The organism is Pseudarthrobacter sp. MOO13, from assembly GCF_058267655.1.
Window position 1 is genome coordinate 1,105,557 of the sequence record NZ_CM177848.1, and the last position, 21,729, is coordinate 1,127,285.

16 protein-coding genes are annotated in these 21,729 nt (G+C 67.1%); 11 read left to right on the forward strand and 5 right to left on the reverse strand.

The window, feature by feature from the left end; translation table 11 throughout:
• Positions 1-30: 30 nt before the first annotated feature.
• The 5 genes from glgX to AC4EEO_RS05280 all read left to right on the forward strand — a co-directional run bounded on the left by glgX (position 31) and on the right by AC4EEO_RS05280 (position 8,832).
• A complete protein-coding gene (gene glgX, locus AC4EEO_RS05260; protein ID WP_018760398.1) occupies positions 31-2,337 on the forward strand; it encodes a glycogen debranching protein GlgX in 2,307 nt (768 codons plus the stop codon).
• Entirely contained in the window at positions 2,334-4,661 is a 2,328-nt protein-coding gene (gene treY / locus AC4EEO_RS05265; RefSeq protein WP_491340055.1) for a malto-oligosyltrehalose synthase, read from the forward strand. The genes glgX and treY overlap by 4 nt, the downstream gene beginning before the upstream one ends.
• Positions 4,658-6,424 (forward strand): malto-oligosyltrehalose trehalohydrolase, encoded by a 1,767-nt coding sequence (treZ, locus tag AC4EEO_RS05270; protein ID WP_491340056.1) that lies wholly within the window; start codon positions 4,658-4,660, stop codon positions 6,422-6,424. The genes treY and treZ overlap by 4 nt, the downstream gene beginning before the upstream one ends.
• A 97-nt stretch (positions 6,425-6,521) precedes the next feature.
• A complete protein-coding gene (mgrA, locus tag AC4EEO_RS05275) occupies positions 6,522-7,562 on the forward strand; it encodes an L-glyceraldehyde 3-phosphate reductase (RefSeq protein ID WP_491340057.1) in 1,041 nt (346 codons plus the stop codon).
• Positions 7,563-7,746: 184 nt separating this feature from the next.
• A complete protein-coding gene (locus tag AC4EEO_RS05280; RefSeq protein WP_018760394.1) occupies positions 7,747-8,832 on the forward strand; it encodes an inositol-3-phosphate synthase in 1,086 nt (361 codons plus the stop codon).
• Between the two features lie 278 nt (positions 8,833-9,110).
• Here AC4EEO_RS05280 and AC4EEO_RS05285 read toward each other — a convergent pair whose 3' ends face one another.
• The 4 genes from AC4EEO_RS05285 to AC4EEO_RS05300 form a co-directional block, all read right to left on the reverse strand.
• Positions 9,111-9,434: a hypothetical protein gene (locus AC4EEO_RS05285; RefSeq protein ID WP_491330250.1), complete on the reverse strand. Its 324-nt coding sequence runs from the start codon at positions 9,432-9,434 to the stop codon at positions 9,111-9,113.
• 814 nt (positions 9,435-10,248) lie between these two features.
• Entirely contained in the window at positions 10,249-11,925 is a 1,677-nt protein-coding gene (locus AC4EEO_RS05290) for a formate--tetrahydrofolate ligase (protein WP_285319091.1), read from the reverse strand.
• Between the two features lie 120 nt (positions 11,926-12,045).
• Positions 12,046-13,311: a D-inositol-3-phosphate glycosyltransferase gene (gene mshA, locus AC4EEO_RS05295; protein ID WP_018760391.1), complete on the reverse strand. Its 1,266-nt coding sequence runs from the start codon at positions 13,309-13,311 to the stop codon at positions 12,046-12,048.
• Between the two features lie 64 nt (positions 13,312-13,375).
• The gene (locus AC4EEO_RS05300; protein WP_491340058.1) at positions 13,376-14,830 is read right to left on the reverse strand and encodes a family 4 glycosyl hydrolase; all 1,455 of its coding nucleotides are present in this window, start codon (positions 14,828-14,830) and stop codon (positions 13,376-13,378) included.
• Between the two features lie 91 nt (positions 14,831-14,921).
• Between AC4EEO_RS05300 and AC4EEO_RS05305 the strand changes: the two genes are divergently transcribed.
• Genes AC4EEO_RS05305 through tsaD form a run of 6 tightly spaced genes read left to right on the forward strand, consistent with a single transcriptional unit; the run spans position 14,922 to position 20,188 of the window.
• The gene (locus AC4EEO_RS05305; protein WP_026264285.1) at positions 14,922-16,013 is read left to right on the forward strand and encodes a carbohydrate kinase family protein; all 1,092 of its coding nucleotides are present in this window, start codon (positions 14,922-14,924) and stop codon (positions 16,011-16,013) included.
• A 54-nt stretch (positions 16,014-16,067) separates the two neighbouring features.
• On the forward strand, positions 16,068-17,306 hold the full coding sequence (alr, locus tag AC4EEO_RS05310; protein ID WP_491340059.1) for an alanine racemase: 1,239 nt from the start codon (positions 16,068-16,070) through the stop codon (positions 17,304-17,306).
• Positions 17,303-17,923, forward strand: a complete 621-nt coding sequence (gene tsaE / locus AC4EEO_RS05315) for a tRNA (adenosine(37)-N6)-threonylcarbamoyltransferase complex ATPase subunit type 1 TsaE (RefSeq protein WP_491340060.1) — start codon at positions 17,303-17,305, stop codon at positions 17,921-17,923. The genes alr and tsaE overlap by 4 nt, the downstream gene beginning before the upstream one ends.
• A complete protein-coding gene (tsaB, locus tag AC4EEO_RS05320) occupies positions 17,917-18,588 on the forward strand; it encodes a tRNA (adenosine(37)-N6)-threonylcarbamoyltransferase complex dimerization subunit type 1 TsaB (RefSeq protein WP_491340061.1) in 672 nt (223 codons plus the stop codon). The genes tsaE and tsaB overlap by 7 nt, the downstream gene beginning before the upstream one ends.
• 5 nt (positions 18,589-18,593) lie before the next feature.
• On the forward strand, positions 18,594-19,100 hold the full coding sequence (rimI, locus tag AC4EEO_RS05325; protein ID WP_043423681.1) for a ribosomal protein S18-alanine N-acetyltransferase: 507 nt from the start codon (positions 18,594-18,596) through the stop codon (positions 19,098-19,100).
• Positions 19,097-20,188: a tRNA (adenosine(37)-N6)-threonylcarbamoyltransferase complex transferase subunit TsaD gene (gene tsaD, locus AC4EEO_RS05330; protein ID WP_491340062.1), complete on the forward strand. Its 1,092-nt coding sequence runs from the start codon at positions 19,097-19,099 to the stop codon at positions 20,186-20,188. The genes rimI and tsaD overlap by 4 nt, the downstream gene beginning before the upstream one ends.
• Positions 20,189-20,305: 117 nt before the next feature.
• Here tsaD and AC4EEO_RS05335 read toward each other — a convergent pair whose 3' ends face one another.
• Positions 20,306-21,457 carry a glutamate--cysteine ligase gene (locus tag AC4EEO_RS05335; RefSeq protein ID WP_109044400.1) on the reverse strand — a complete coding sequence of 384 codons (1,152 nt, stop codon included), beginning with the start codon at positions 21,455-21,457 and terminating at the stop codon, positions 20,306-20,308.
• Between the last annotated feature and the right edge of the window lie 272 nt (positions 21,458-21,729).

Sequence of the window (21,729 nt, forward strand, 5' to 3'; positions counted from 1 at the left end):
TCTGCTGCTGACCACAAAATGAGGAGCACGATGGAAGTCTGGCCTGGAACTGCCTATCCGCTGGGAGCGACCTTTGATGGCACCGGCACCAATTTCGCCCTGTTCAGCGAGCGGGCCGAGCGGGTCGAACTCTGCCTCCTGGCTGATGACCTGACCGAGACCCGGATCGAACTGACCGAGGTGGACGGCTATGTTTGGCACTGCTACCTGCCGCACATCCAGCCCGGCCAGAAGTACGGCTACCGCGTCCATGGTCCGTACGACCCCGCCAGCGGAAACCGTTTCAACCCGAACAAACTGCTGATGGATCCTTACGCCAAGGCCATCCAGGGCCAGATCGACTGGGACCCGGCCCTGTTCTCCTACGAGTTTGGCGACCCGGACTCCCGCAACGACGCCGACTCCGCCCCGCACACCATGCACGGCGTGGTCATCAACCCGTTCTTCGAATGGGACGGCGACCGCCAGCTGCGGATTCCCTACCACCAGTCCGTGATCTACGAAGCCCACGTCAAGGGCCTGACCGAACTCCACCCGGAGATTCCCGAAGAGCAGCGCGGCACCTACGCCGGCGTGGCGCATCCGGCCGTGATTGAGCACCTGAAGAAGCTTGGCGTCACCGCCATTGAGCTCATGCCGGTCCACCAGTTCGTCAATGACGGAACCTTGGTGGAGAAGGGGCTCAACAACTACTGGGGCTACAACACCATCGGGTTCTTCGCCCCGCAGAACACCTACAGCGCCACCGGCGACGTCGGGCACCAGGTCCAGGAGTTCAAGGCCATGGTCCGCGACCTGCACCGGGCCGGCATCGAAGTGATCCTCGACGTCGTCTACAACCACACCGCCGAAGGCAACCACCTTGGCCCCACGCTGTCCTTCAAGGGCATCGACAACCAGGCCTACTACCGCCTGGTGGACAACGACCTCAAGCACTACATGGACTACACCGGCACGGGCAACTCGCTGAACGTACGCCACCCGCACTCCCTCCAGCTGCTGATGGACTCCCTTCGCTACTGGGTCACCGAGATGCACGTGGACGGCTTCCGGTTCGACCTCGCCTCCACCCTGGCCCGCGAGTTCTACGACGTGGACAAGCTCTCAACGTTCTTCGAACTCATCCAGCAGGATCCGATCGTTTCCCAGGTCAAGCTCATCGCCGAGCCGTGGGACGTTGGCCCCGGCGGCTACCAGGTGGGCAACTTCCCACCGCAGTGGACGGAGTGGAACGGTAAGTACCGCGACACCGTCCGCGACTTCTGGCGCGGCGAACCGGCCACCCTGGGCGAATTCGCATCCCGCCTGACCGGTTCCGCAGACCTCTACGAAAGCTCCGCCCGCCGCCCGGTGGCGTCGATCAACTTCGTCACCGCCCACGACGGCTTCACCATGCGCGACCTCGTTTCCTACAACGAGAAGCACAACGAGGCCAACGGCGAAGGCAACAACGACGGCGAATCGCACAACAGGTCCTGGAACTGCGGCGTTGAAGGCGACACTGACGACGACAAGGTCCTGACCCTGCGGGCCCGGCAGCAGCGGAACTTCATCGCCACCCTGATGCTCTCGCAGGGCGTGCCCATGCTGCTGCACGGCGACGAACTGGGCCGCACGCAGCAGGGCAACAACAACACCTACTGCCAGGACTCCGAGCTCAGCTGGATCCACTGGGAAGCCATGGACCAGCCGCTGGTGGAATTCACCGCGTTCGTCAACAAGCTCCGGCACGACCACCCCACGTTCCGGCGCAGCCGCTTCTTCGACGGCCGCCCGGTAGTCCGTGGTGAGGGCGAAAAGCTCCCGGACATCGTCTGGCTGAAGACCGACGGCACCGAGATGCGGCCCGAAGACTGGGGAAGCGGCTTCGGCCGGACCATCGGCGTGTTCTACAACGGCGACGGCATCCAGGAGCAGGATTCACGCGGCCGCCGCATCACCGACGACAGCTTCATCATGGCGTTCAACGCCCACGACGACGTCGTGGACTTCTGCCTGCCCTCGGACGAATACTCCCAGTACTGGGAAGTCCTGATCGATACGGCAGCGCAGGCCGAAGCCTACGAACCGCTCAAAGCCGGCGCAACCCTGGCACTGGATGCCAAGTCGATGGTGGTACTGCGCGCCTACTCAGGCCCCGAGACTGAAGTGGATACCTCGGCAGCCGCGTCCCTGGCCTCCATGGCAGAACACGAAGAGGCCCAGGGGGAGATGGTGGAGGCCCAGACCAAGGCAGCGGAGGCGAGCGAGGCGCGGGCAACCGAAGCCACCGAAGCCGCCGACGCAGCTGACGAGAAGGCAACCGAAACGGGTGCCACAAAGGCAACCGACAAATGAGGACGCCGACTTCCACCTACCGGCTCCAAATCCGGAGCAGCTTCACCCTCTTCGACGCCGCAGAGAAGGTCCCGTACCTGAAGGACCTCGGCGTGGACTGGGTGTACGTGTCTCCCATCCTTACGGCGGAGGAGGGCTCGGACCACGGTTACGACGTAACCGACCCCTCTGCCGTCGATCCTGAACGCGGCGGCCCCGAAGGCCTCCTGGCCCTCTCCAAGGCGGCCCGCGAGCACGGCATGGGCGTCCTGGTGGACATTGTGCCGAACCACGTGGGCGTGGCCTCACCGCCACAGAACCCGTGGTGGTGGTCGCTGCTGAAGGAGGGCCGCGAGTCCCCTTACGCCGAAGCCTTCGACGTCGACTGGGAACTGGGCGGCGGAAAAGTCCGGCTTCCCATGCTGGGATCGGACGCCGACTTGGACAAACTTGAGGTCAAAGACGGCGAACTCCGCTACTACGACCACCGGTTTCCGCTGGCCGAGGGCACGTACACCGAAGGGGACTCCCCGCAGGACGTCCACGCCCGCCAGCACTACCAACTGATGGACTGGCGCCGTGCCGATGCCGAGCTGAACTATCGGCGCTTCTTCGCGGTGACCACCCTCGCCGGGATCCGGGTCCAGGTACCTTCCGTCTTCGAACAGGCGCATGCGGAGGTAGGCCGCTGGTTCACCGAGGGCCTGGTGGACGGGCTCCGTGTGGACCATCCGGACGGCCTCGCGGATCCCGCCGGCTACCTCCGGTGGCTCAAGGACCTCAGCGGCGGCGCCTACGTCCTGGTGGAAAAGATCCTGGAACCGGGTGAAGTCCTGCCCCAGGAGTTCGCCTGCGAGGGCACCACCGGTTATGACGCGCTGGCCGACGTGGACAGGGTCTTCGTGGACCCGGCAGGCCAACAGGCCCTCGACGCCCTGGATTCCGGTCTGCGTGGTACCGCGGAACCGGCGGACTATGCAGCCATGATCCGCGGTACCAAGCGCATGATTGCCGATGGCATCCTGCGTTCGGAGGTGCTGCGGCTGGCCCGGCTGGTTCCCGGGTCGTACGGGCTCAGCGTGGACCAGGCAGCCGACGCCATCGCCGAGATCATCGCATCCTTCCCGGTGTACCGGTCCTACCTGCCGGTAGGCGCCGACGTCCTCAAGGAAGCCTGCGAATCCGCCGCAGCGCACCGGCCGGAGCTGGACGTCGCGGTGGGCACCCTCCTCCCGCTGCTCCTGGACCCTGTCAACCCCATCGCCATCCGGTTCCAGCAGACCTCCGGCATGGTTATGGCCAAGGGCGTGGAGGATACCGCGTTCTACCGCTACACCCGGCTGGGCACCCTGACCGAGGTGGGCGCCGAACCCACCGAATTCGCCGTGGCCCCGGAGGAATTCCACCGGCGGATGCAGCGGCGCCAGCAGGACCTGCCGCTGTCCATGACCACCCTGTCCACCCACGACACCAAGCGCAGCGAGGACGCCAGGGCCCGGATCTCGGTCATCGCCGAACTACCGCGGGAGTGGGCGGAAACGCTGGACACGCTGCGTGGCCTGGCGCCGATCCCCGACGGCCCGTACGAGAACCTGCTGTGGCAGGCAATCATCGGCGCCTGGCCCGCCAGCCGTGAGCGGTTGCAGGGGTATGCGGAAAAGGCCGCCCGGGAGGCGGGCAACTCCACCACGTGGACCGATCCCAACGAGGACTTCGAGTCCAAGGTGAAGGCCGCCGTGGATGCGGTGTTCGACGACGCGAAGGTTGCCAAGGTGGTCGCGGACTTCGTGGCCCGCATCGACGCCTTTTCCGCAGCCAATTCGGTGTCGGCAAAGCTGGTCCAGCTGACCATGCCGGGTGTGCCGGATGTATACCAGGGCAGCGAGTTCTGGGAACGGTCACTCACGGACCCGGACAACCGCCGGCCAGTGGACTTTGCTGTCCGGCAGGCGGAGCTGGCAAAGCTCGACGCCGGACAGTTGCCGGCCGCGGGCACGGAAGCCAGCAAGCTTCTGGTCACCTCGCGGGCGTTGCGCCTGCGGCGGGACCGGCCCGAGCTGTTCCAGGGCTACGCTCCCGTGGCCGCCACCGGGGCCGCAGCAGATCACCTGCTCGCGTTCTCCCGCGGAACCGAGGCCTCCACCGGTGTGCTGGCACTTGCTACCCGGCTCCCGGCCGGACTGGAAGCCGGCGGCGGCTGGCGGGACACCGCCGTCGACCTTTCCACCGCCATGCGCGACGAACTGACGGGCGCCGGCTACGGACCGGGCCCGATTGCCGTGGCCGAGCTGCTGGGCACCTACCCGGTGGCCCTGCTGGTCCCCGTGGATGGAGGGAACGAATGACGCTCGTCAACGCTGGCCCCGGGCGGTTCGATGTGTGGGCGCCGGACGCTTCATCGGTGGTCCTGCAGGCCGATGGCCGTGCATACCCCATGCAGAAAATGGACACGGCTCCCGGATCCGAGGGATGGTGGACCGCACCTGACGCCCCGGCCGGCGGCGAGGTGGACTACGGCTACCTGCTGGACGGGGACTCGACTCCCGTCCCGGATCCAAGGTCGCGCCGCCTGCCCGCCGGTGTGCACAAGCTGTCCCGCACCTACGATCCTGCCTCCTTCGCGTGGCAGGACACGGGGTGGCGCGGCAAGGATCTGCAGGGTTCCGTGATCTACGAACTCCACGTGGGCACCTTTACTCCCGAAGGAACCCTGGATGCCGCGGTGGACAAGCTGGGCTACCTGGTGGACCTGGGCATCGACTTCGTGGAGCTGTTGCCGGTCAACGGGTTCAACGGAACGCACAACTGGGGCTACGACGGCGTCCAGTGGTACGCGGTGCACGAGGGCTACGGCGGGCCGGCCGCGTACCAGCGGTTCGTGGATGCCGCCCATGCCGCCGGGCTCGGCGTCATCCAGGACGTGGTGTACAACCACCTGGGACCCAGCGGCAACTACCTGCCCAAGTTCGGCCCGTACCTGAAGCAGGGCGATGCCAACACGTGGGGCGACTCGGTGAACCTGGACGGGCCAGGTTCGGATGTGGTGCGCGAATACATCCTGGACAACGCGGCCCTCTGGCTGCGCGACTACCACGTGGACGGACTCCGCCTCGATGCCGTGCACGCGCTGCGGGATGAGCGCGCAGTCCACATCCTTGAGGAGTTGGGCGCTTTGGGCGACGCTGTCTCGGCTGAAACCGGGCTGCCCAAGACCCTCATTGCCGAATCGGACCTGAACAATCCGCGCCTGATCTACCCCCGGGACGCCAACGGGTACGGCCTGGCCGGCCAGTGGAGCGACGACTTCCACCACGCGGTACACGTCAATGTCAGTGGCGAGACCACCGGCTACTACTCCGACTTCGAGTCCTTGGCCGTGCTGGCCAAGGTGCTGAAGGACGGGTTCCTGCACGACGGCAGCTACTCCAGCTTCCGAGGCCGGCACCACGGGCGGCCTATCAACGGTGCCCTGGTGCACCCGGAGGCACTGGTGGTCTGCAACCAGAACCACGACCAGATCGGCAACCGGGCCACGGGGGACAGGCTCTCGCAGTCCCTGTCCTACGGACAACTGGCCGTGGCCGCGGTGCTCACCCTGACCTCGCCATTCACGCCCATGCTGTTCATGGGCGAGGAATACGGTGCCACCACGCCGTGGCAGTTCTTCACCTCCCACCCGGAACCCGAGCTTGGGAAAGCCACCGCGGAAGGGCGCATCAGGGAGTTCGAGCGCATGGGGTGGGATCCCGCCGTCGTGCCGGATCCGCAGGACCCGGAAACCTTCCGCCGGTCCACGCTGGACTGGGCCGAGGCCACCACGGGCGAGCACGCCCGGTTGCTGGAGCTGTACCGGTCGCTGACGGCGCTGCGCCGCTCCCATCCGGAGCTCGCAGGCCTTGGCTTTGACGGCACCCAGGTGAAGTTTGACGACGACGCCGGCTGGCTGCGGTTCCGCCGCGGTTCCGTTGAGGTGCTGGTGAATTTCACCGACGCGAAGGTACGCCTCGACGCTTCGGGGAACGTCCTGCTGGCCACGGATGACGGGACCGGCCTGGACGGCGGCTACCTGGCCTTGGCTCCGTGGAGCGCGGCCATCCTCGCGTCCTAGGAAGGGAGAAGTTACGCCGCGGGCATCCGCGGCGTAACTTTTCTGCTGAGCGCTAACACATGATGTGCAGCGCGTCACAACTGGCAGGATGGAACCCATGACTTATTCAGCAGCGGACAACCGCTACGACTCCATGCCCTACCGCCGTGTCGGCCGCAGCGGACTCAAACTCCCTGCCATCTCCCTGGGCCTCTGGCACAACTTCGGCGACGACAAGCGCTTTGAAGAGCAACGGGACATCCTGCGCCGGGCCTTCGACCTCGGCGTGAACCACTTCGACCTCGCCAACAACTACGGGCCCCCTGACGGCTCCGCCGAAACCAACTTCGGCCGCCACCTCAAGGACGACTTCAAGCCCTACCGGGACGAACTGGTGATCTCCACCAAGGCCGGCTATTACATGTGGCCCGGCCCGTACGGCGAATGGGGATCCCGCAAGTACCTGATCTCCAGCCTCGACCAGTCGCTGCAACGCATGGGCCTTGATTACGTGGACATCTTCTACAGCCACCGGCCCGATCCCGAGACGCCGCTGGAAGAGACCATGGGCGCCCTGGACTACGCGGTCCGGTCCGGCAAGGCACTCTATGCCGGCATCTCCTCCTACACTCCTGAGCAGACGCTTGAGGCGGCCCGGATCCTGAAGGAGATGGGAACGCCGCTGCTCATCCACCAGCCCAGCTACTCCATGCTGAACCGCTGGACCGAGGACGGATCGCCCAACCTGTACGAGGCGCTGGACCAGGTGGGCGCCGGGTCCATCGCATTCTCGCCCCTCGCCCAGGGGATGCTCACCGACCGCTACCTCCATGGCATCCCGGAAGATTCCCGTGCCGCCAAGGCCCGGTTCCTTTCCGAGGACTCCATCACTGAAGAGAAGCTCGACCGGGTCCGCGGGCTGCGGCGCATTGCCGAGGGCCGAGGACAGTCACTGGCCCAAATGGCCATCGCCTGGATCCTGCGCGACCAGCCGAAGGGCTCACCGGTCACCTCTGCCCTGGTGGGCGCCTCCAGCGTCAGCCAACTCGAGGACACACTCTCCGCCATCAACAACCTCGAGTTTTCCGCCGACGAACTCACCGCCATCGACGAGTTCGCCGTGGAGTCCGATATCAACCTCTGGAAGCAGGAGTCGTAACGTCCGCTTCAACGGACAGCGCTGACGAAGCTTTCTTACGCAGCGGGACCCGGCGCAGCAGCGCCGGGTCCCGCTGCGTTGGGTAGTATGAAAAGGCGCCGTGCGGCGCCGTGCCAGCCGGCCGCCGTCGGACTTCCTGCGGAGCCATACCCGGCCGGCTGACGTTTGTTCCCAAAGGAGTTTTGTGTCTTCACATCCGATCCGTGTTGCAATCGTTGGCGTGGGCAACTGCGCCGCTTCGCTGGTGCAGGGCGTCCAGTACTACAAGGATGCCGATCCCGCGGAGACCATTCCGGGCCTGATGCACGTTGAGTTTGGCCAGTACCACGTGGGCGACGTTGAATTTGTCGCCGCGTTTGACGTCGACGGCAAGAAGGTCGGCGTTGACCTCTCCGACGCCATCCTGGCGAGCGAGAACAACACCATCAAAATCGCTGACGTTCCGCCCACGGGCGTGACGGTCCAGCGCGGCCACACCCTGGACGGGCTGGGCAAGTACTACCTCGAGACCATCGAGGAATCCACCGAAGAACCCGTGGACGTTGTCCAGGCGCTCAAGGACGCCAAGGTGGATGTCCTGGTCTGCTACCTGCCCGTGGGTTCGCAGAAGGCGGCAGAGTTCTACGCGCAGGCCGCCATTGACGCCGGCGTGGCCTTCGTCAATGCGCTGCCGGTCTTCATCGCCGGCACCAAGGCGTGGGCCGACAAGTTCACCGCCGCGGGCGTGCCGATCGTGGGCGACGACATCAAGAGCCAGATCGGTGCGACCATCACGCACCGCGTCATGGCCAAGCTGTTCGAGGACCGCGGCGTGACCCTGGACCGGACGTACCAGCTGAACGTCGGCGGGAACATGGACTTCAAGAACATGCTCGAGCGCGACCGGCTAGAGTCGAAGAAGATCTCCAAGACCCAGGCGGTGACCTCGAACGTTGAGGCGGAACTGGCTGCCAAGGACGTGCACATCGGCCCGTCGGACTACGTGCAGTGGCTCGATGACCGCAAGTGGGCGTTCGTGCGCCTGGAGGGCCGGAACTTCGGTGATGCCCCCGTCTCGCTGGAGTACAAGCTCGAGGTCTGGGACTCGCCGAACTCGGCCGGTGTGATCATCGACGCGATCCGTGCGGCGAAGATCGGCTTGGACCGTGGCATCGGCGGCCCGCTGCTGTCGGCGTCGAGCTACTTCATGAAGTCCCCGCCGGAGCAGTTCAACGACGACCTCGCCCGCGAAAAGGTCGAAGCCTTCATCCGCGGCGACCTCGAACGCTAGCACCCCTCGAACGCTCCCTCACCCGTACAGGTGGGGGAGCGTTCCTGCTTAACCACGCCCGCTCACCTTTGACGTGTTTTCCTGAAACGCCCGCTCACGTGTGACGTGTTTCCCGAAACGCCCGCTCACGTGTGACGTGTTTCGCCGGAACGCCCGCTCACGTGTGACGTGTTTCCCGAAACGCCCGCTCACGTGTGACGTGTTTTCCTGAAACGCCCGCTCACGTGTGACGTGTTTTCCGCGATTAGCTGAGGGTGCGGTCCTCTATCCAGCGGGTTTCACTCGTTGGCGAAGCCCGAGGCGGCCACAGGATTGGCGGCGGAATTTCTTAGGGCATGCCTGATTCTGTTGAGCGCTCCCGCAAAACCGTCCTCCTGATCGGCCCTTTCGACGATGATGACGGTCCAGCCGGCTCGTTCGAAGGCCTTGTTCCTGCGCCGATCGATCTGTTGCTGCGGTTCGAAAAGGTGATGGCCGCCGTCGTACTGAATAGCAACTCTGGGCAGACGAAAGCCGAGGTCGGCCGATGGCGAGCGGGGGTCCCCCGGACGAAGTTCTATCTGCAGCTCCGGTTCAGGAAGACCGGCGTCCAGCATGGACAATCGAAGGAATGTCTCCGGCGCAGAGTCCGCCCCTACCCGCATAAGGTCCAGTGCTTGCCGGGCGCGGACAACGCCTTGAAGATTTGGATGTCGGCCGACCAAAGCCTTTAGTTCCCCAAGTGTTGAGTACGCGCCCTCTCTGCCTTCGAGGTCAGGCCGTGGTCTCCGGATGAGCTGGTCTCCCGCAGCCACCAAATCGTTCAATGGGAGTAGCCGTGCCAAATCCAGCCACGTCCGGGCACGGGTGCTGAGCCACATCCCTTCAACGCACTCAATCTCGCCAGGCTTCACAATGAGCCGATGGCCGTGGATTCCCCTCCTGCGTGCGCCGGGAAGGGCGCTGGGTTTACTGAGGTGCAGCTCGTTGGAGTCTGACAGCCAAGGCGGAAGGAGGAAACTCCGGAGTCGAGCCGCGGTGACATGGGAAATCCACGCGCCAGGCGAAGCCTCCGACAGGCTGCGGGCGGCCTCCTCCAGACAGAAATCCCAACCGGCCGGACGGTAAAGCCCACGGCTTACATGCTCAACATCTGCGCGCCGTAAGCGGCTGTAGTGCAGCCCTGCGCGCCTGGAACTTTCGAGGGTGAACGGACTGCTTGCCAAGTGGGAGGGCAGGGGCGGCTGGGATCGCATACTGCATTCTTATTCAAGCAGCCGGAGCCCGTCGGAAGTTATCCACAGGCGCTCATTCGGTTTGGTCGAAAGTGAGCGGGGGTTTTGTTGGAGAGGGGCAAGAAGTGAGCGGGGGTTCGTTGGAGGCCGGTCGAAAGTGAGCGGGGGTTCGGTGGAAAGGGGTAAGAAGTGAGCGGGGGTTTCAGGTGAGGCCCACCGGGTTGCCGTCGGCGTCCACGTCCATGCGGAGCGCAGCCGGGACGGGCGGCAGGCCGGGCATAGTCATCACGGCACCCGTCAGCGCGACGATGAAGCCTGCCCCGGTTTTGGGCAGCAGGTCCCGGACGTGGATGGTGAAGCCCTTCGGGGCGCCGAGGCGGGAGGCGTCGTCCGTGAAGGAATACTGCGTTTTGGCCATGCACACGGGCAACCCGCTCCAGCCGTTCCGTTCGATATCTGCCAAGCGCTTCAAGGCCGGCACGGAGAAGTCCACCCCGTCCGCCCCGTAGATCTCCTGGGCGATGGTCCGGATCTTGTCCTCCACAGACAAATCCAACGGGTACAAGTGCCGGAATTTGCCGGGAGCGTCCACCGCCTTCGCCACCAGCGCCGCGAGCTCGTCACCGCCGTCGCCTCCTCCGCCGCGGCCCCATACGTCCGCGACGGCGGCCTGCACGCCCTCCGCGTGGCACCAAGCCAGAAGCCAGTCCAGTTCTTCCTGCGCATCGGAGGAGAACTTGTTGATGGCCACTACCGGGGTCACACCGAACTTCTCCACGTTGTGGACGTGCCGGCGCAGGTTCGCCACGCCGGCCTCAAGCGCGGCCAGGTCCGGGCGCGTCAATGCGTCCTTGGCCACGCCGCCCTGCATTTTGAGCGCCCGCACGGTGGCTACCACCACGACGGCGGACGGGGCCAGGCCGCCGTACCGGGCCTTGATGTCCATGAACTTCTCTGCCCCCAGGTCGGCACCGAAACCGGCTTCCGTCACCACCAGGTCCGCGAGCCGCCGCGCGGTTTGGGTGGCGATAAGCGAATTGCAGCCATGCGCAATATTGGCGAACGGCCCGCCGTGCACCAAAGCGGGAGTCCCTGCGATGGTCTGCACCAGGTTGGGCTTGACCGCCTCCTTCAGGAGCAGGGTCAAGGCACCCTCCACGCCCAGGTCCGCCACCGTCACCGGCGTCCGGTCGTAGGTGTAGCCGAACGTGATCCGGCCCAACCGCGTCCGCAAATCCGACAGGTCCGTTGCCAGGCAGAAGACGGCCATGATTTCGGACGCCACCGTGATGTCGAACCCGTCCTGCCGCGGCACCCCCTGTGTTGGACCGCCCAGCCCGATGACAACCTCGCGCAGGGACCGGTCGTTCATGTCCAGGACGCGCTTGAACGTCATCCGGCGCGGATCGATGTTCAAGGCGTTGCCCTGGTAGATGTGGTTGTCCACCAACGCCATGAGCGCGTTGTTGGCCGAGGTAATGGCATGGAAGTCACCGGTGAAGTGCAGGTTGATCTCGTCCATGGGCAGCACCTGCGAGTAACCTCCGCCGGTAGCGCCGCCCTTCATCCCGAGCACGGGTCCCAGGGACGGCTCCCGCAGCGCGATCATCACCTTGTGGCCGGCGCGGGCGAGCGAATCGGCCAGTCCCACCGTGGTGGTGGATTTGCCTTCTCCAGCCGGGGTGGGGGACATGGCGGACACGAGCACCACCTTGCCGTATGGTGCCGGTGCCTCGAGCCTGGCCGGATCGATCTTCGCCTTGTACCGCCCGTAGAGCTCCAGGGCGTCGGCGTTGATCCCGGCCGCTGCAGCGATTTCCCCGATGGGCCGGATCCGGGCGGCCCGGGCTATCTCAAGATCAGAAGGAAGACCAGACATCGTTGTCCTTTCCTGTACCGGCCGGCGCCGGACACCTGCCCCTAAGCTAACAGCACCCGGGCCGGCTCCGAGGGAACAGCCGTCAACGGGAGTGGCCTCCGAAGCAAGGGCGGAGGGTTGTCAGGAGGCCGGCACGGCCGGGGCGAGGCGGTGCCCCGAGTAATGGTCGACGGCGGCGTGGTAGCTTTCGAGCGTGATGGCGGCCGTGCGCTGCCAGCCGGAGCTCTGGGCACGGATGGCGGCCGCCCGGCCCAGGTCCTCGCGCGTGGCGGGATCGTCGTACAGGGCTTCGAGCGCATCCGCCCAGTCCGCCGCATGGTGTCCGTCCACCAGGAGCCCGGTCCGGCCGTGGAAGATTGCGCGGGACAGGCCGCCCACCCGGGTGGCCACCACGGGCGTCCCGCAGGCTTGGGCCTCAAGGGCCACCAGTCCAAAGGACTCGCTGAAGGAAGGCATCACCACCACGTCCGCCGCGCGGAACCAGGATGCAAGCTCAGGTGCCTTCACCGGCGGAAGCTGCGTGACGACGTCGTCCATTCCCGCCTCCGCCACCAGGCAGCGGAGGTTGAATTCCTTGTTGCCGCTCAAGGCGCCCAGGATGGTGACCCGAAGGTCGATGTCCGGGCGGCGTTTGCGCAGCAGTGCCGCTGCCTTGACCAGGACCTGGGGACCCTTGAGCCGCTGGATCCGGCCGGCAAACACCAGATGGAAGGTGTTGGGGCCAACGCCGTGCTCTGCCCTGGCCCGCGCCCGGAACGCCGGGGTGAAGGTGCTCAGGTCCACGCCGGGCGGCGCGATGTCGATCCGGTCGTAGGTGGCGCCGTAGTGGGACACGAGTTCGGCGGCCTCGGAACTGGTGTTAGCGATGAGCCTGGCCGCGCCCTCCACGATGCGGTGCTCGCCCAGCTCGCGCCGGCGGGGTTCGGGTTGTTCGCCGGACTCCAGCAGCAGGTTCTTGACCTTTGCCATGGTGTGCATGGTGTGGACCAGCGGAACGTCCCAGAGCCGTGACAGCTCAAGCCCGGCGATCCCGGACACCCAGTAGTGCGAATGGATGACGTCGTACCGGCCGTGCGGCTGGCGGCGGCGGATCTGCTCGATTTCCGCCACCATGGCGTGCAGCAGTCCCGGCAGCTCCTCCTTGGGGACCTTGGTGGGCGGTCCGGCCAGGACGTTGTGGACGCAGACGCCGGGATCCGGGTGTTCGACGGCGGGCTGGTCGGGGGAGGTGGCGCGGGTGAAGATTTCGACCTCAACACCGGCTTCCGCCAGCGCCGAAGCCAGCTCACGGATGTACACGTTCATTCCGCCGGCATCGCCGGAACCGGGCTGTTCCATGGGGGAGGTGTGGAGGGAGAGCAAAGCGACCCTGCGGATCAGTGCCACGGGACCTCCTTCCGGCCGCCGGCGCGCGTGAGCGGAGCCGGTCGAGTGCACATTCGATAAAACATTACTCCTTCACCCAACGCCCGCCGCCCGCCCAGATCTTCCCCAGTGCCGGAAACGCCTGCTCGTAACCGTCCAGCAGCCTGGCGGCCAGGTCCGTCGAAGCCACGAGCGGGTGCCGGGCAAAGGCCTGCACGGCGGCGTCGCGGCTGCCCTCGGCAGCGGCCAGGACGGTGAGCCGTTCGACGTCCTTGACCTGCCGGATCAGTTCGAGCTGCGGTCCGGCGGGCGCTTGCTGGGGCAGGGGGGCGGCGCCGGCGGGGGTGACGGTGCAGGGAACTTCGACGACGGCGTCCGCGGGCAGGCCGGGGATGGCCGGTGGGGGAATAGCCGAGTCTGCCGTGGCGGCCAGGGGAGCGGGACTTTCCTGGGCCGTTTCGGCTGCTTCGCCGGCGGCCGGGAGGACGTTGCGGGCGTTGAGGATCAGATGTGTGTCCCCGCCGCCGGCGAGGGCGCGCATGGCGGCCAGGGCAACGCGTTCATAGCCGCCGCCGGCCAAATCCTCCTCGTTCCGGCGCTCGCCGGCACCCCGGGCCTCGGCCAGGTATCCCTCTTCCCGGGACCTGCGTGCCTCTTCCCACAGCCGGTAGGCGTCCGGGCCGGCCGCGGCAAGCCGGGGATACAGCTCCTGCTGCTGGCTGTGGATGGCCTCGCCGCGGGTCTGCGCCATGGCGTCCATGGCCTGCCGGGCGGCGTCGCGCCGGTAGTAGTAGTACAGGTATTCGTTGGGGAGCATGCCCAGGCTGGCCAGGAACGGCTGTGGGAAGAGCCTGCCTTCTTCGAACGACTGGAGGGCCGGCGCGTTGGCGAGCAGGTCCGGGAGCACGTCCCGGCCGCCGGCTTCAAGGCGGTACAGCCAGCCAAGATGGTTCAGCCCGTAGTAGCCGACGCCGCCCAATCGTCCCTCCGGCAGGGGGACGCCGGCGGCCGAGGCAGCCCGCTGCACCAGGCCGGACGCTGAATCGCAGATTCCGATGACCCGGTGCCCCAGCACGGGGAGCAGCGCCTCCGTCACCATGCCCGCGGGGTTGGTGAAATTGATCAGCCACGCGTCCGCACAGTGTTCCCGCATCAGCCGGGCCAGCTCCAGCATGGGGGGAATGGTCCGCAGGGCGTAGGAAATCCCGCCGGCTCCTGTCGTTTCCTGGCCGAGCAACCCCAGGCCCAGCGGCACCTTTTCATCGGTGATCCGGCCTGCGGTGCCGCCGGGCCGGATCGCGGCGAACACCATGGAAGTGCCTTCGAGGGCCACGGCGGGATCCGTAGTGGCGTGCACGGCGGGCCCGGCACCCGAGCCGCCGGGCATGCTGGCCAGGACTGCGGTGACGGCTTCGAGCCGGGCAGGATCGACGTCGTAAAGCACCACCTCGGTGACCAGCCCGGTATAGCGGCCGGACGTCAGTGCCCGGTATATCAGGGGCACGCGAAAACCCCCGCCGCCCGCCATCATAAGCCGCATACCATGCAGTCTAGGACCCGTGCCGGCCAGCGTGTCCACAGCGTTCCTGCGCCCCTACCGCCGCATGGCGCCACGGCGTATTGTGCCGAACATGGACGCGATTCCCGCACGCCCGTTCGATCCCTTGGCCGCCGTCCGTTCACCCGTCGAGCCGGGATTCGATCTGTTGCTGGCCGGGACGGTTTTCCAGGACATCATCTTCACCGGACTGCCGCACGGGCCGGAGCCCGGGACGGAAGTCTGGAGCGACGGCATGGGCAGCTGTCCGGGCGGGGTGGCAAACCAGGCCATCGCCGCCGCAAGGCTGGGCCTGCGGACCGGACTGGCGGCAGCCTTCGGCGATGACGGGTACGGCGACTTCAACTGGAAGATCCTGTCCAGCCAGGAACACGTGGACCTCAGCCTCTCCCGCCGCGTCCCGGGCTGGCATTCCCCGGTGACGGTCTCCCTGTGCGTGGACCAGGACCGCTCAATGGTCACCCACGGGCATTCGGCACCGGTGACCAACTCCGAGCTGATCGGGGACCCGCCCCGGGCACTGGCCGGCATCGCGGAACTGGGTGTGGAAGTGGAACCGTGGGCGAAAGCGGCCCACGCGGCGGGAGTTCGGCTCTTCGGCGACGTCGGCTGGGATCCCAGCGGGGAGTGGGCGCCGGTGCGGCTCGAGAACCTGCAGCACTTTTACGCCTTCCTGCCCAACCAGCGCGAGGCCATGGCGCTCACCGGCAAGGACAACCCTTGGAGCGCCCTCTACGCGCTGGCGGACCGGGTTCCGGTGGCTGTGGTGACGCTCGGGGCCCAGGGCGCCATGGCGGTTGATTCCCAAACCGGGGAGGAGGAATGGGTGCCGTCCCTTCCGGTCAAGGCGCATGACCCCACAGGTGCCGGCGACTGCTTCGACGCCGCGTTCATCGTGGGTACCTTGGCCGGGTGGCCGCTCGGGGACCGGCTGCGGTTCGCCAACCTGTGCGCATCGCTGGCGGTGCAGGAGGTGGGCGGATCGCTGGCAGCCCCGGGCTGGGGCGACATCGCCGACTGGTGGAAACGCGCCAACGCCCGCCCCGAACGGCAGACGAGCCAGTGGTTGCGGCGCTTCGGGTTCCTCGCGGACATCGTCCAGGACGTACCGCTCGCTGCCCAGCGCCGGGCGGCCGCCACCATCGCCCACCTGTCGGACGCCTGAGGCCAGGCCGTCGCCGATTATTCGGCGCGGAGTGCCCGCACTAGAATCACTTAGGTGACTTACCCCGCAACAACCGGTGATTTCAGTGCTGCCTCAGGGCCGGACCCCCGCCACGAACGGTCCGCGGTGATCGACTTGGATGCCATCCGGCACAATGTCCGCCGGCTGGCCGACGCCGCGTCCCCCGCGAAAGTCATGGCCGTGGTCAAGGCCGATGCCTACGGGCACGGCGCCGTTCCCGTGGCCCGTGCGGCACTGCAGTCGGGTGCGGCCTGGCTGGGGGTGGCCCACATTTCCGAGGCCCTTGCGCTGCGCGCCGCCGGAATCGACGCACCGCTGCTGGCCTGGCTGCACACCACCGACAGCAACTTTGGCGCCGCCGTTGCCGCCGGCGTCGACATTGGCTGCTCGGGGTGGGAACTGGAACGGATCGTTGCCGCGGCCCGCGAACAGGAGCGTCCGGCCCGCGTGCACCTCAAGGTGGACACGGGACTGGGGCGCAACGGTGCCACCCCCGAAGCCTGGGACCGCCTGGTGGGCGAAGCCGTGGAATACCAGGACCAGGGACTGCTGCGCGTGGTGGGAATCTTCTCCCACCTGGCCGTGGCCGATGAACCGGACCGCCCTGAAACTGATGACCAGTTGGCGGCGTTCAGGGAAGCCCTCGCCATTGCCGAGGACGCGGGCGTGGACCCGGAAGTGCGGCACCTGGCCAACACCCCCGCCACCTTGTCCCGGCCGGATACCCACTTCGACCTGGTGCGGGTTGGCCTGGGCATTTATGGGCTCTCGCCGTTCGAAGGCCAGACGTCCGCGGAACTTGGCCTGCGCCCTGCCATGACGCTGCGCACACTGGTGTCCCAGTGCAAAGGGGTTCCGGCCGGGCAGGGCGTTTCCTACGGCCTGCACTACCGGACCAGGGAGGCCAGCACACTGGCACTGATTCCGCTGGGCTATGCCGACGGTGTCCCGCGCGTGGCCACCGGCGGCCCCGTCCGCGTGGCCGGGAAGACCTACCCGGTGGTAGGGCGGATCGCGATGGACCAGATGGTCATCGACCTTGGGCCGGAGGCCCGGGATTCCGGCCTGCTCGGTGCCGAAGCGGTGCTGTTCGGGACCGGTGCCGACGGCGGTCCCACGGCTGAGGACTGGGCACAGGCGGCAGGAACCATCAATTACGAGGTGGTCACCCGCATCAGCCCGCGGGTTCCGCGCCGCTTCATCAACGAGGACCAGCCGGCCGGCAGCAGCCCCGGACTGGCGGGCGTACCCGGCAAAGCGGGAGCGGCATGAGCGGCACAGGGCGGCCGGCCGCCAACTGGGAAGTGACGCTGGCTGCGACGACGGCGGAGCAGACGCAGGCGCTCGGCCGGCATATTGCGGAGGTGCTCCAGGCAGGAGACCTGCTGGTCCTCTCCGGTGAACTTGGCGCCGGAAAGACAACCTTTACCCAAGGCCTGGGGGAGGGGCTGGGTGTCAGCGCGGGCATCATCTCGCCCACCTTTGTCCTGGTCCGCATCCACCCGAACCTGCCGGACGGTCCGCGGCCCGGCGGCCCGGACCTGGTGCACGTGGATGCCTACCGCCTGGGATCTGCGGCGGAGATCGATGACATCGACCTCGAGAACACGATGGACTCTTCTGTGACCGTGGTGGAGTGGGGCCACGACCGGGTGGAGCACCTGAGCGAGAGCCGCCTGGAGATCGACCTGCACCGTGCCATCGGTCTTGGCACCGCCGCGGAAGCCGCAGGTGACCTCGGTGACGCCGGCACCACGGGCGGCCCGTCCGCAACCCTCGACTTTGACGACGACACCGACGAACCGCGCACCATCGTGGTGCGCGGCTACGGGCCCCGCTGGGCGACGGCACCGGCGCTGGGCGGTTTTGAAGGAGGACTCCCATGCTGATCCTCGCCATTGACACCTCGGCGGTGGCCAGCGCCGCCCTGGTGTCCGACGACGCCCCTGAAAGCGTGGTCGCGAGCTTCGCGACGGCGGACACCCGCAGCCACGCCGAGGTGCTCGCGCCCGGCATCCACGCCATGCTGTCCGAGGCCGGGGTCAACGGCGCTGACCTCGACGCCCTGGTGGTGGGCGTCGGCCCCGGACCGTTCACGGGGCTGCGTTCGGGCATTGCCACGGCCCGCACGCTGTCGTTCGTCTGGGGCAAGCCCCTGCATGGGCTGATGAGCCTCGACGCCGTGGCCTTGGAAGTGGCCGAATCCACCGCTGCCGTCCCGGAATTCCTGGTGGTCACCGATGCCCGGCGCAAGGAGGTCTACTGGGCCCGCTACAGCTTGGCCGACGGCCAGTTGCCGCTGCTCCAGGACGGTCCGCACGTCAGTGTCGCCGCGGACCTTCCCGAACTGCCCGCGTTCGGTGCCGGTGCCGGGCTCTACGGCGACGTCTTGGATGCCCACCCGGAATTCGCGGCCGAGCAGCCGGACGCGCTCTACCTTGGCCAGTTCGCCCTCGCCAGGCTGGCCTCCGGAGAAGCCCTGTTGGACTCCACCCCCCTGTACCTCCGCGAATCCGACGCCCAGGTCCCCGGACCACGGAAGAGGGCACTGTGAACACCATGCAGGATCCGCGGTCGGCGGGAATCACGGTACGCGACATGACTTTGGACGATGTCCCCGCCGTCGGACTCCTCGAACACCGGCTGTTCCCGATCGATGCCTGGCCAGTGCAGATGTTCCTGGATGAGCTGTCCCAGCCGGAAACACGCCGCTACCTGGTGGCGGAGGGCAGTGACGGCATCGTGGGCTACGCCGGCCTGATGTGCATCGAGCCGATCGCAGACGTGCAGACCATCGCCGTCGTCCCGGAGTACGAAGGGCGCGGCATCGGCAGCGACCTGCTCACCCGGCTCATCGGGGAGGCACGACGGCGGGGCGCGGCCGACGTCCTGCTCGAAGTCCGGGCGGACAATCCGCGGGCCCAGCAGCTGTACCTGCGGTTCGGTTTCGAGCAGATCCATATCCGTCCCCGCTACTACCGCGACGGCGTGGACGCCCTGATCATGCGGCTCCCCTTGGCCGCTCAAACCGCCGGTGACGACGCAACGGAAGCAGGCAGGCAATGAACCGTACGCAGCCCCTGGTCCTGGGGATCGAATCTTCCTGCGATGAGACAGGCGTGGGGGTTGTCCGCGGCACCACCCTTCTGGCCAACACCGTTTCCTCCTCCATGGACGAGCATGTCCGGTTCGGCGGGGTTATCCCGGAGATTGCCTCCCGTGCACACCTGGACGCCTTCGTTCCCACCCTGGAGCAGGCGTTGGCGGACGCGGACGTGCGCCTTGCCGACGTGGACGCCATCGCGGTGACATCAGGCCCTGGGCTCGCGGGCGCACTCATGGTGGGAGTCTGCGCCGCCAAGGCGCTCGCCGTCGCCACCGGGAAGCCGCTGTACGCGATCAACCACCTGGTGGCCCACGTTGGTGTCGGCCTCCTGGATGACCGGGCAACCGGCAGGACGCAGGGCCTGCCGGCCAACCTGGGCGCCTTGCTGGTGTCCGGCGGCCACACGGAGATCCTGCGCATCAACAGCATCACCAGCGATGTGGAGCTCCTGGGCGCCACCATCGACGACGCCGCCGGTGAGGCGTACGACAAGGTGGCCCGCATCCTGGGCCTGGGCTACCCCGGTGGGCCGGCCATCGACAAGGTGGCCCGCAACGGCAATCCCAAAGCCATCCGCTTCCCCCGCGGACTGAGCCAGCCCAAGTACATGGGCACGGCGGACCAGCCGGGGCCGCACCGGTATGACTGGTCCTTCAGCGGCCTCAAAACCGCGGTGGCCCGCTGCGTGGAGCAGTTCGAGGCCCGCGGAGAGGAGATCCCGGTGGCTGACATCGCTGCCGCCTTCCAGGAAGCGGTGGTGGACGTGATTTCGTCCAAGGCGGTGCTGGCCTGCCGCGAGCACGGAATCAAGGACGTCCTGCTGGGCGGCGGGGTGGCGGCCAATTCACGCCTGCGGGAACTGACCGGGCAACGCTGCGCGTCGGCCGGGATCCGGCTGCACGTTCCCCCGCTGGATCTCTGCACCGACAACGGCGCCATGGTGGCGGCCCTCGGTGCGCAACTGGTGATGGCCGGCGTGGAACCCAGCGGAATCGGCTTCGCCCCGGACTCGTCGCTGCCGGTCACCTCGGTGTCGCTGCCGGCCTGACGGCAGGGGGCCCGGCGAAAGCGAACCGCCGCGGGGCGCTTTGGCGGCCCCGCCGTCGTACATCACGACGGCGGCCGGCGTGTCCGTGCCGAAGTTCCCAACCTCGGCAGAAGCAGACTAGGCGGTGGGGCCGTTGCGCATCTGCTTGACCAGGTCCAGCACCACAGCCTGCAGGTTTCCGCCGTTTTCGGCTGCCACCCGGCGCTGGCGCTGGTATCCGGCGCCGCGGCGGATGATCTTCTCGACGTCGGCGAGCTCGTCGGAGCAGCGCAGCTTGGCTGCCACGGGCTCCAGCCGGTTCAGCGTCTCCAGCAGGTGGTCCGTGACCAGCTGTTCCTTGCCTGCGGCGTCCAGGATGATGATGGCATCCATGCCGTAGCGGGCGGCGCGCCACTTGTTTTCCTGGACATGCCACGGCGGCATGGTGGGGATGGTGCCGCCGTTGTCCAGGGTGGTGGAGAACTCATCCACCAGGCACTGGGTGAGGGCGGCGATGGCACCCACTTCCTCCAGCGTGGCCAGGCCGTCGCAGATGCGCATTTCGATGGTGCCCAGGGCCGGCACTGGCCGGATGTCCCACCGGATCTCGGAAATGGTGTCGATGACACCGGTGGTGAACATGTCCTGGACGTAGGACTCGTACTCCGCCCAGGATTTGAACTGGAAGGGCAGCCCCGCGGTGGGGAGCTGCTGGAACATCAAGGCCCGCTGGGACGCGTAGCCCGTGTCCTCACCGCCCCAGAAGGGACTGGAGGCAGAGAGCGCCTGGAAATGCGGGAAGTAGTTGACCAGTCCGTCCAGAACGGGCAGCGCCTTGTCCCGGCGGTCCAGTCCCACATGGACGTGGACGCCGTAAATGACCATCTGCCGTCCCCACCACTGGGTCCGGTCGATCAGCTTGGCATAGCGCGCCTTGTCCGTGACCGGTTGCAGCTGCGGCGGGCTGAACGGGTGGCTGCCCGCGCAGAACAACTCCACGCCCATGGGATCGGTGATTTCGCGGACCGCGGCCACGGACCGGCTGAGGTCCGCCTTGGCTTCGGCGGCTGTTTCGCAGATCCCGGTGACGAGTTCCACGGTGTTGAGCAGGAGTTCCTGCTTGATGTGCGGGTGCTCGTCGTCTTCGTTGAGTTCCGGGTGCCGGGAGGACACCCCGCGGAGCACCTGGTTGGCGACGGAGGCGAGCTCGCCCGTCTTTCCGTCCACCAAAGCGAGCTCCCACTCAACACCGAGGGTTGACTGCCTCGATGACGCGAAGTCGATCTTCACACAATTCCTTACTGTCCGGTTTGCCGCTGGCTGGTGCCGCTCACAGGCTGCAGCCGGCAGGCGAACGGATGGTCCAAGTCTAGTCCAGGGGTAGCATGGTACTGATGGCCTCGTTCCCGCTGCGTCACAGTCCCGCCAAATCCTTTCCCCTCATCCTCGCGTTGTCAGCCGTTGCCCTGGGCTCCTGCACCGCCTCGCCCAGCGCCGCGCCGCCGTCGTCGACGGCACCTGCGCCCAGCGCGTCCGCCTCGGAAAGTACGACGCCGGCGCCC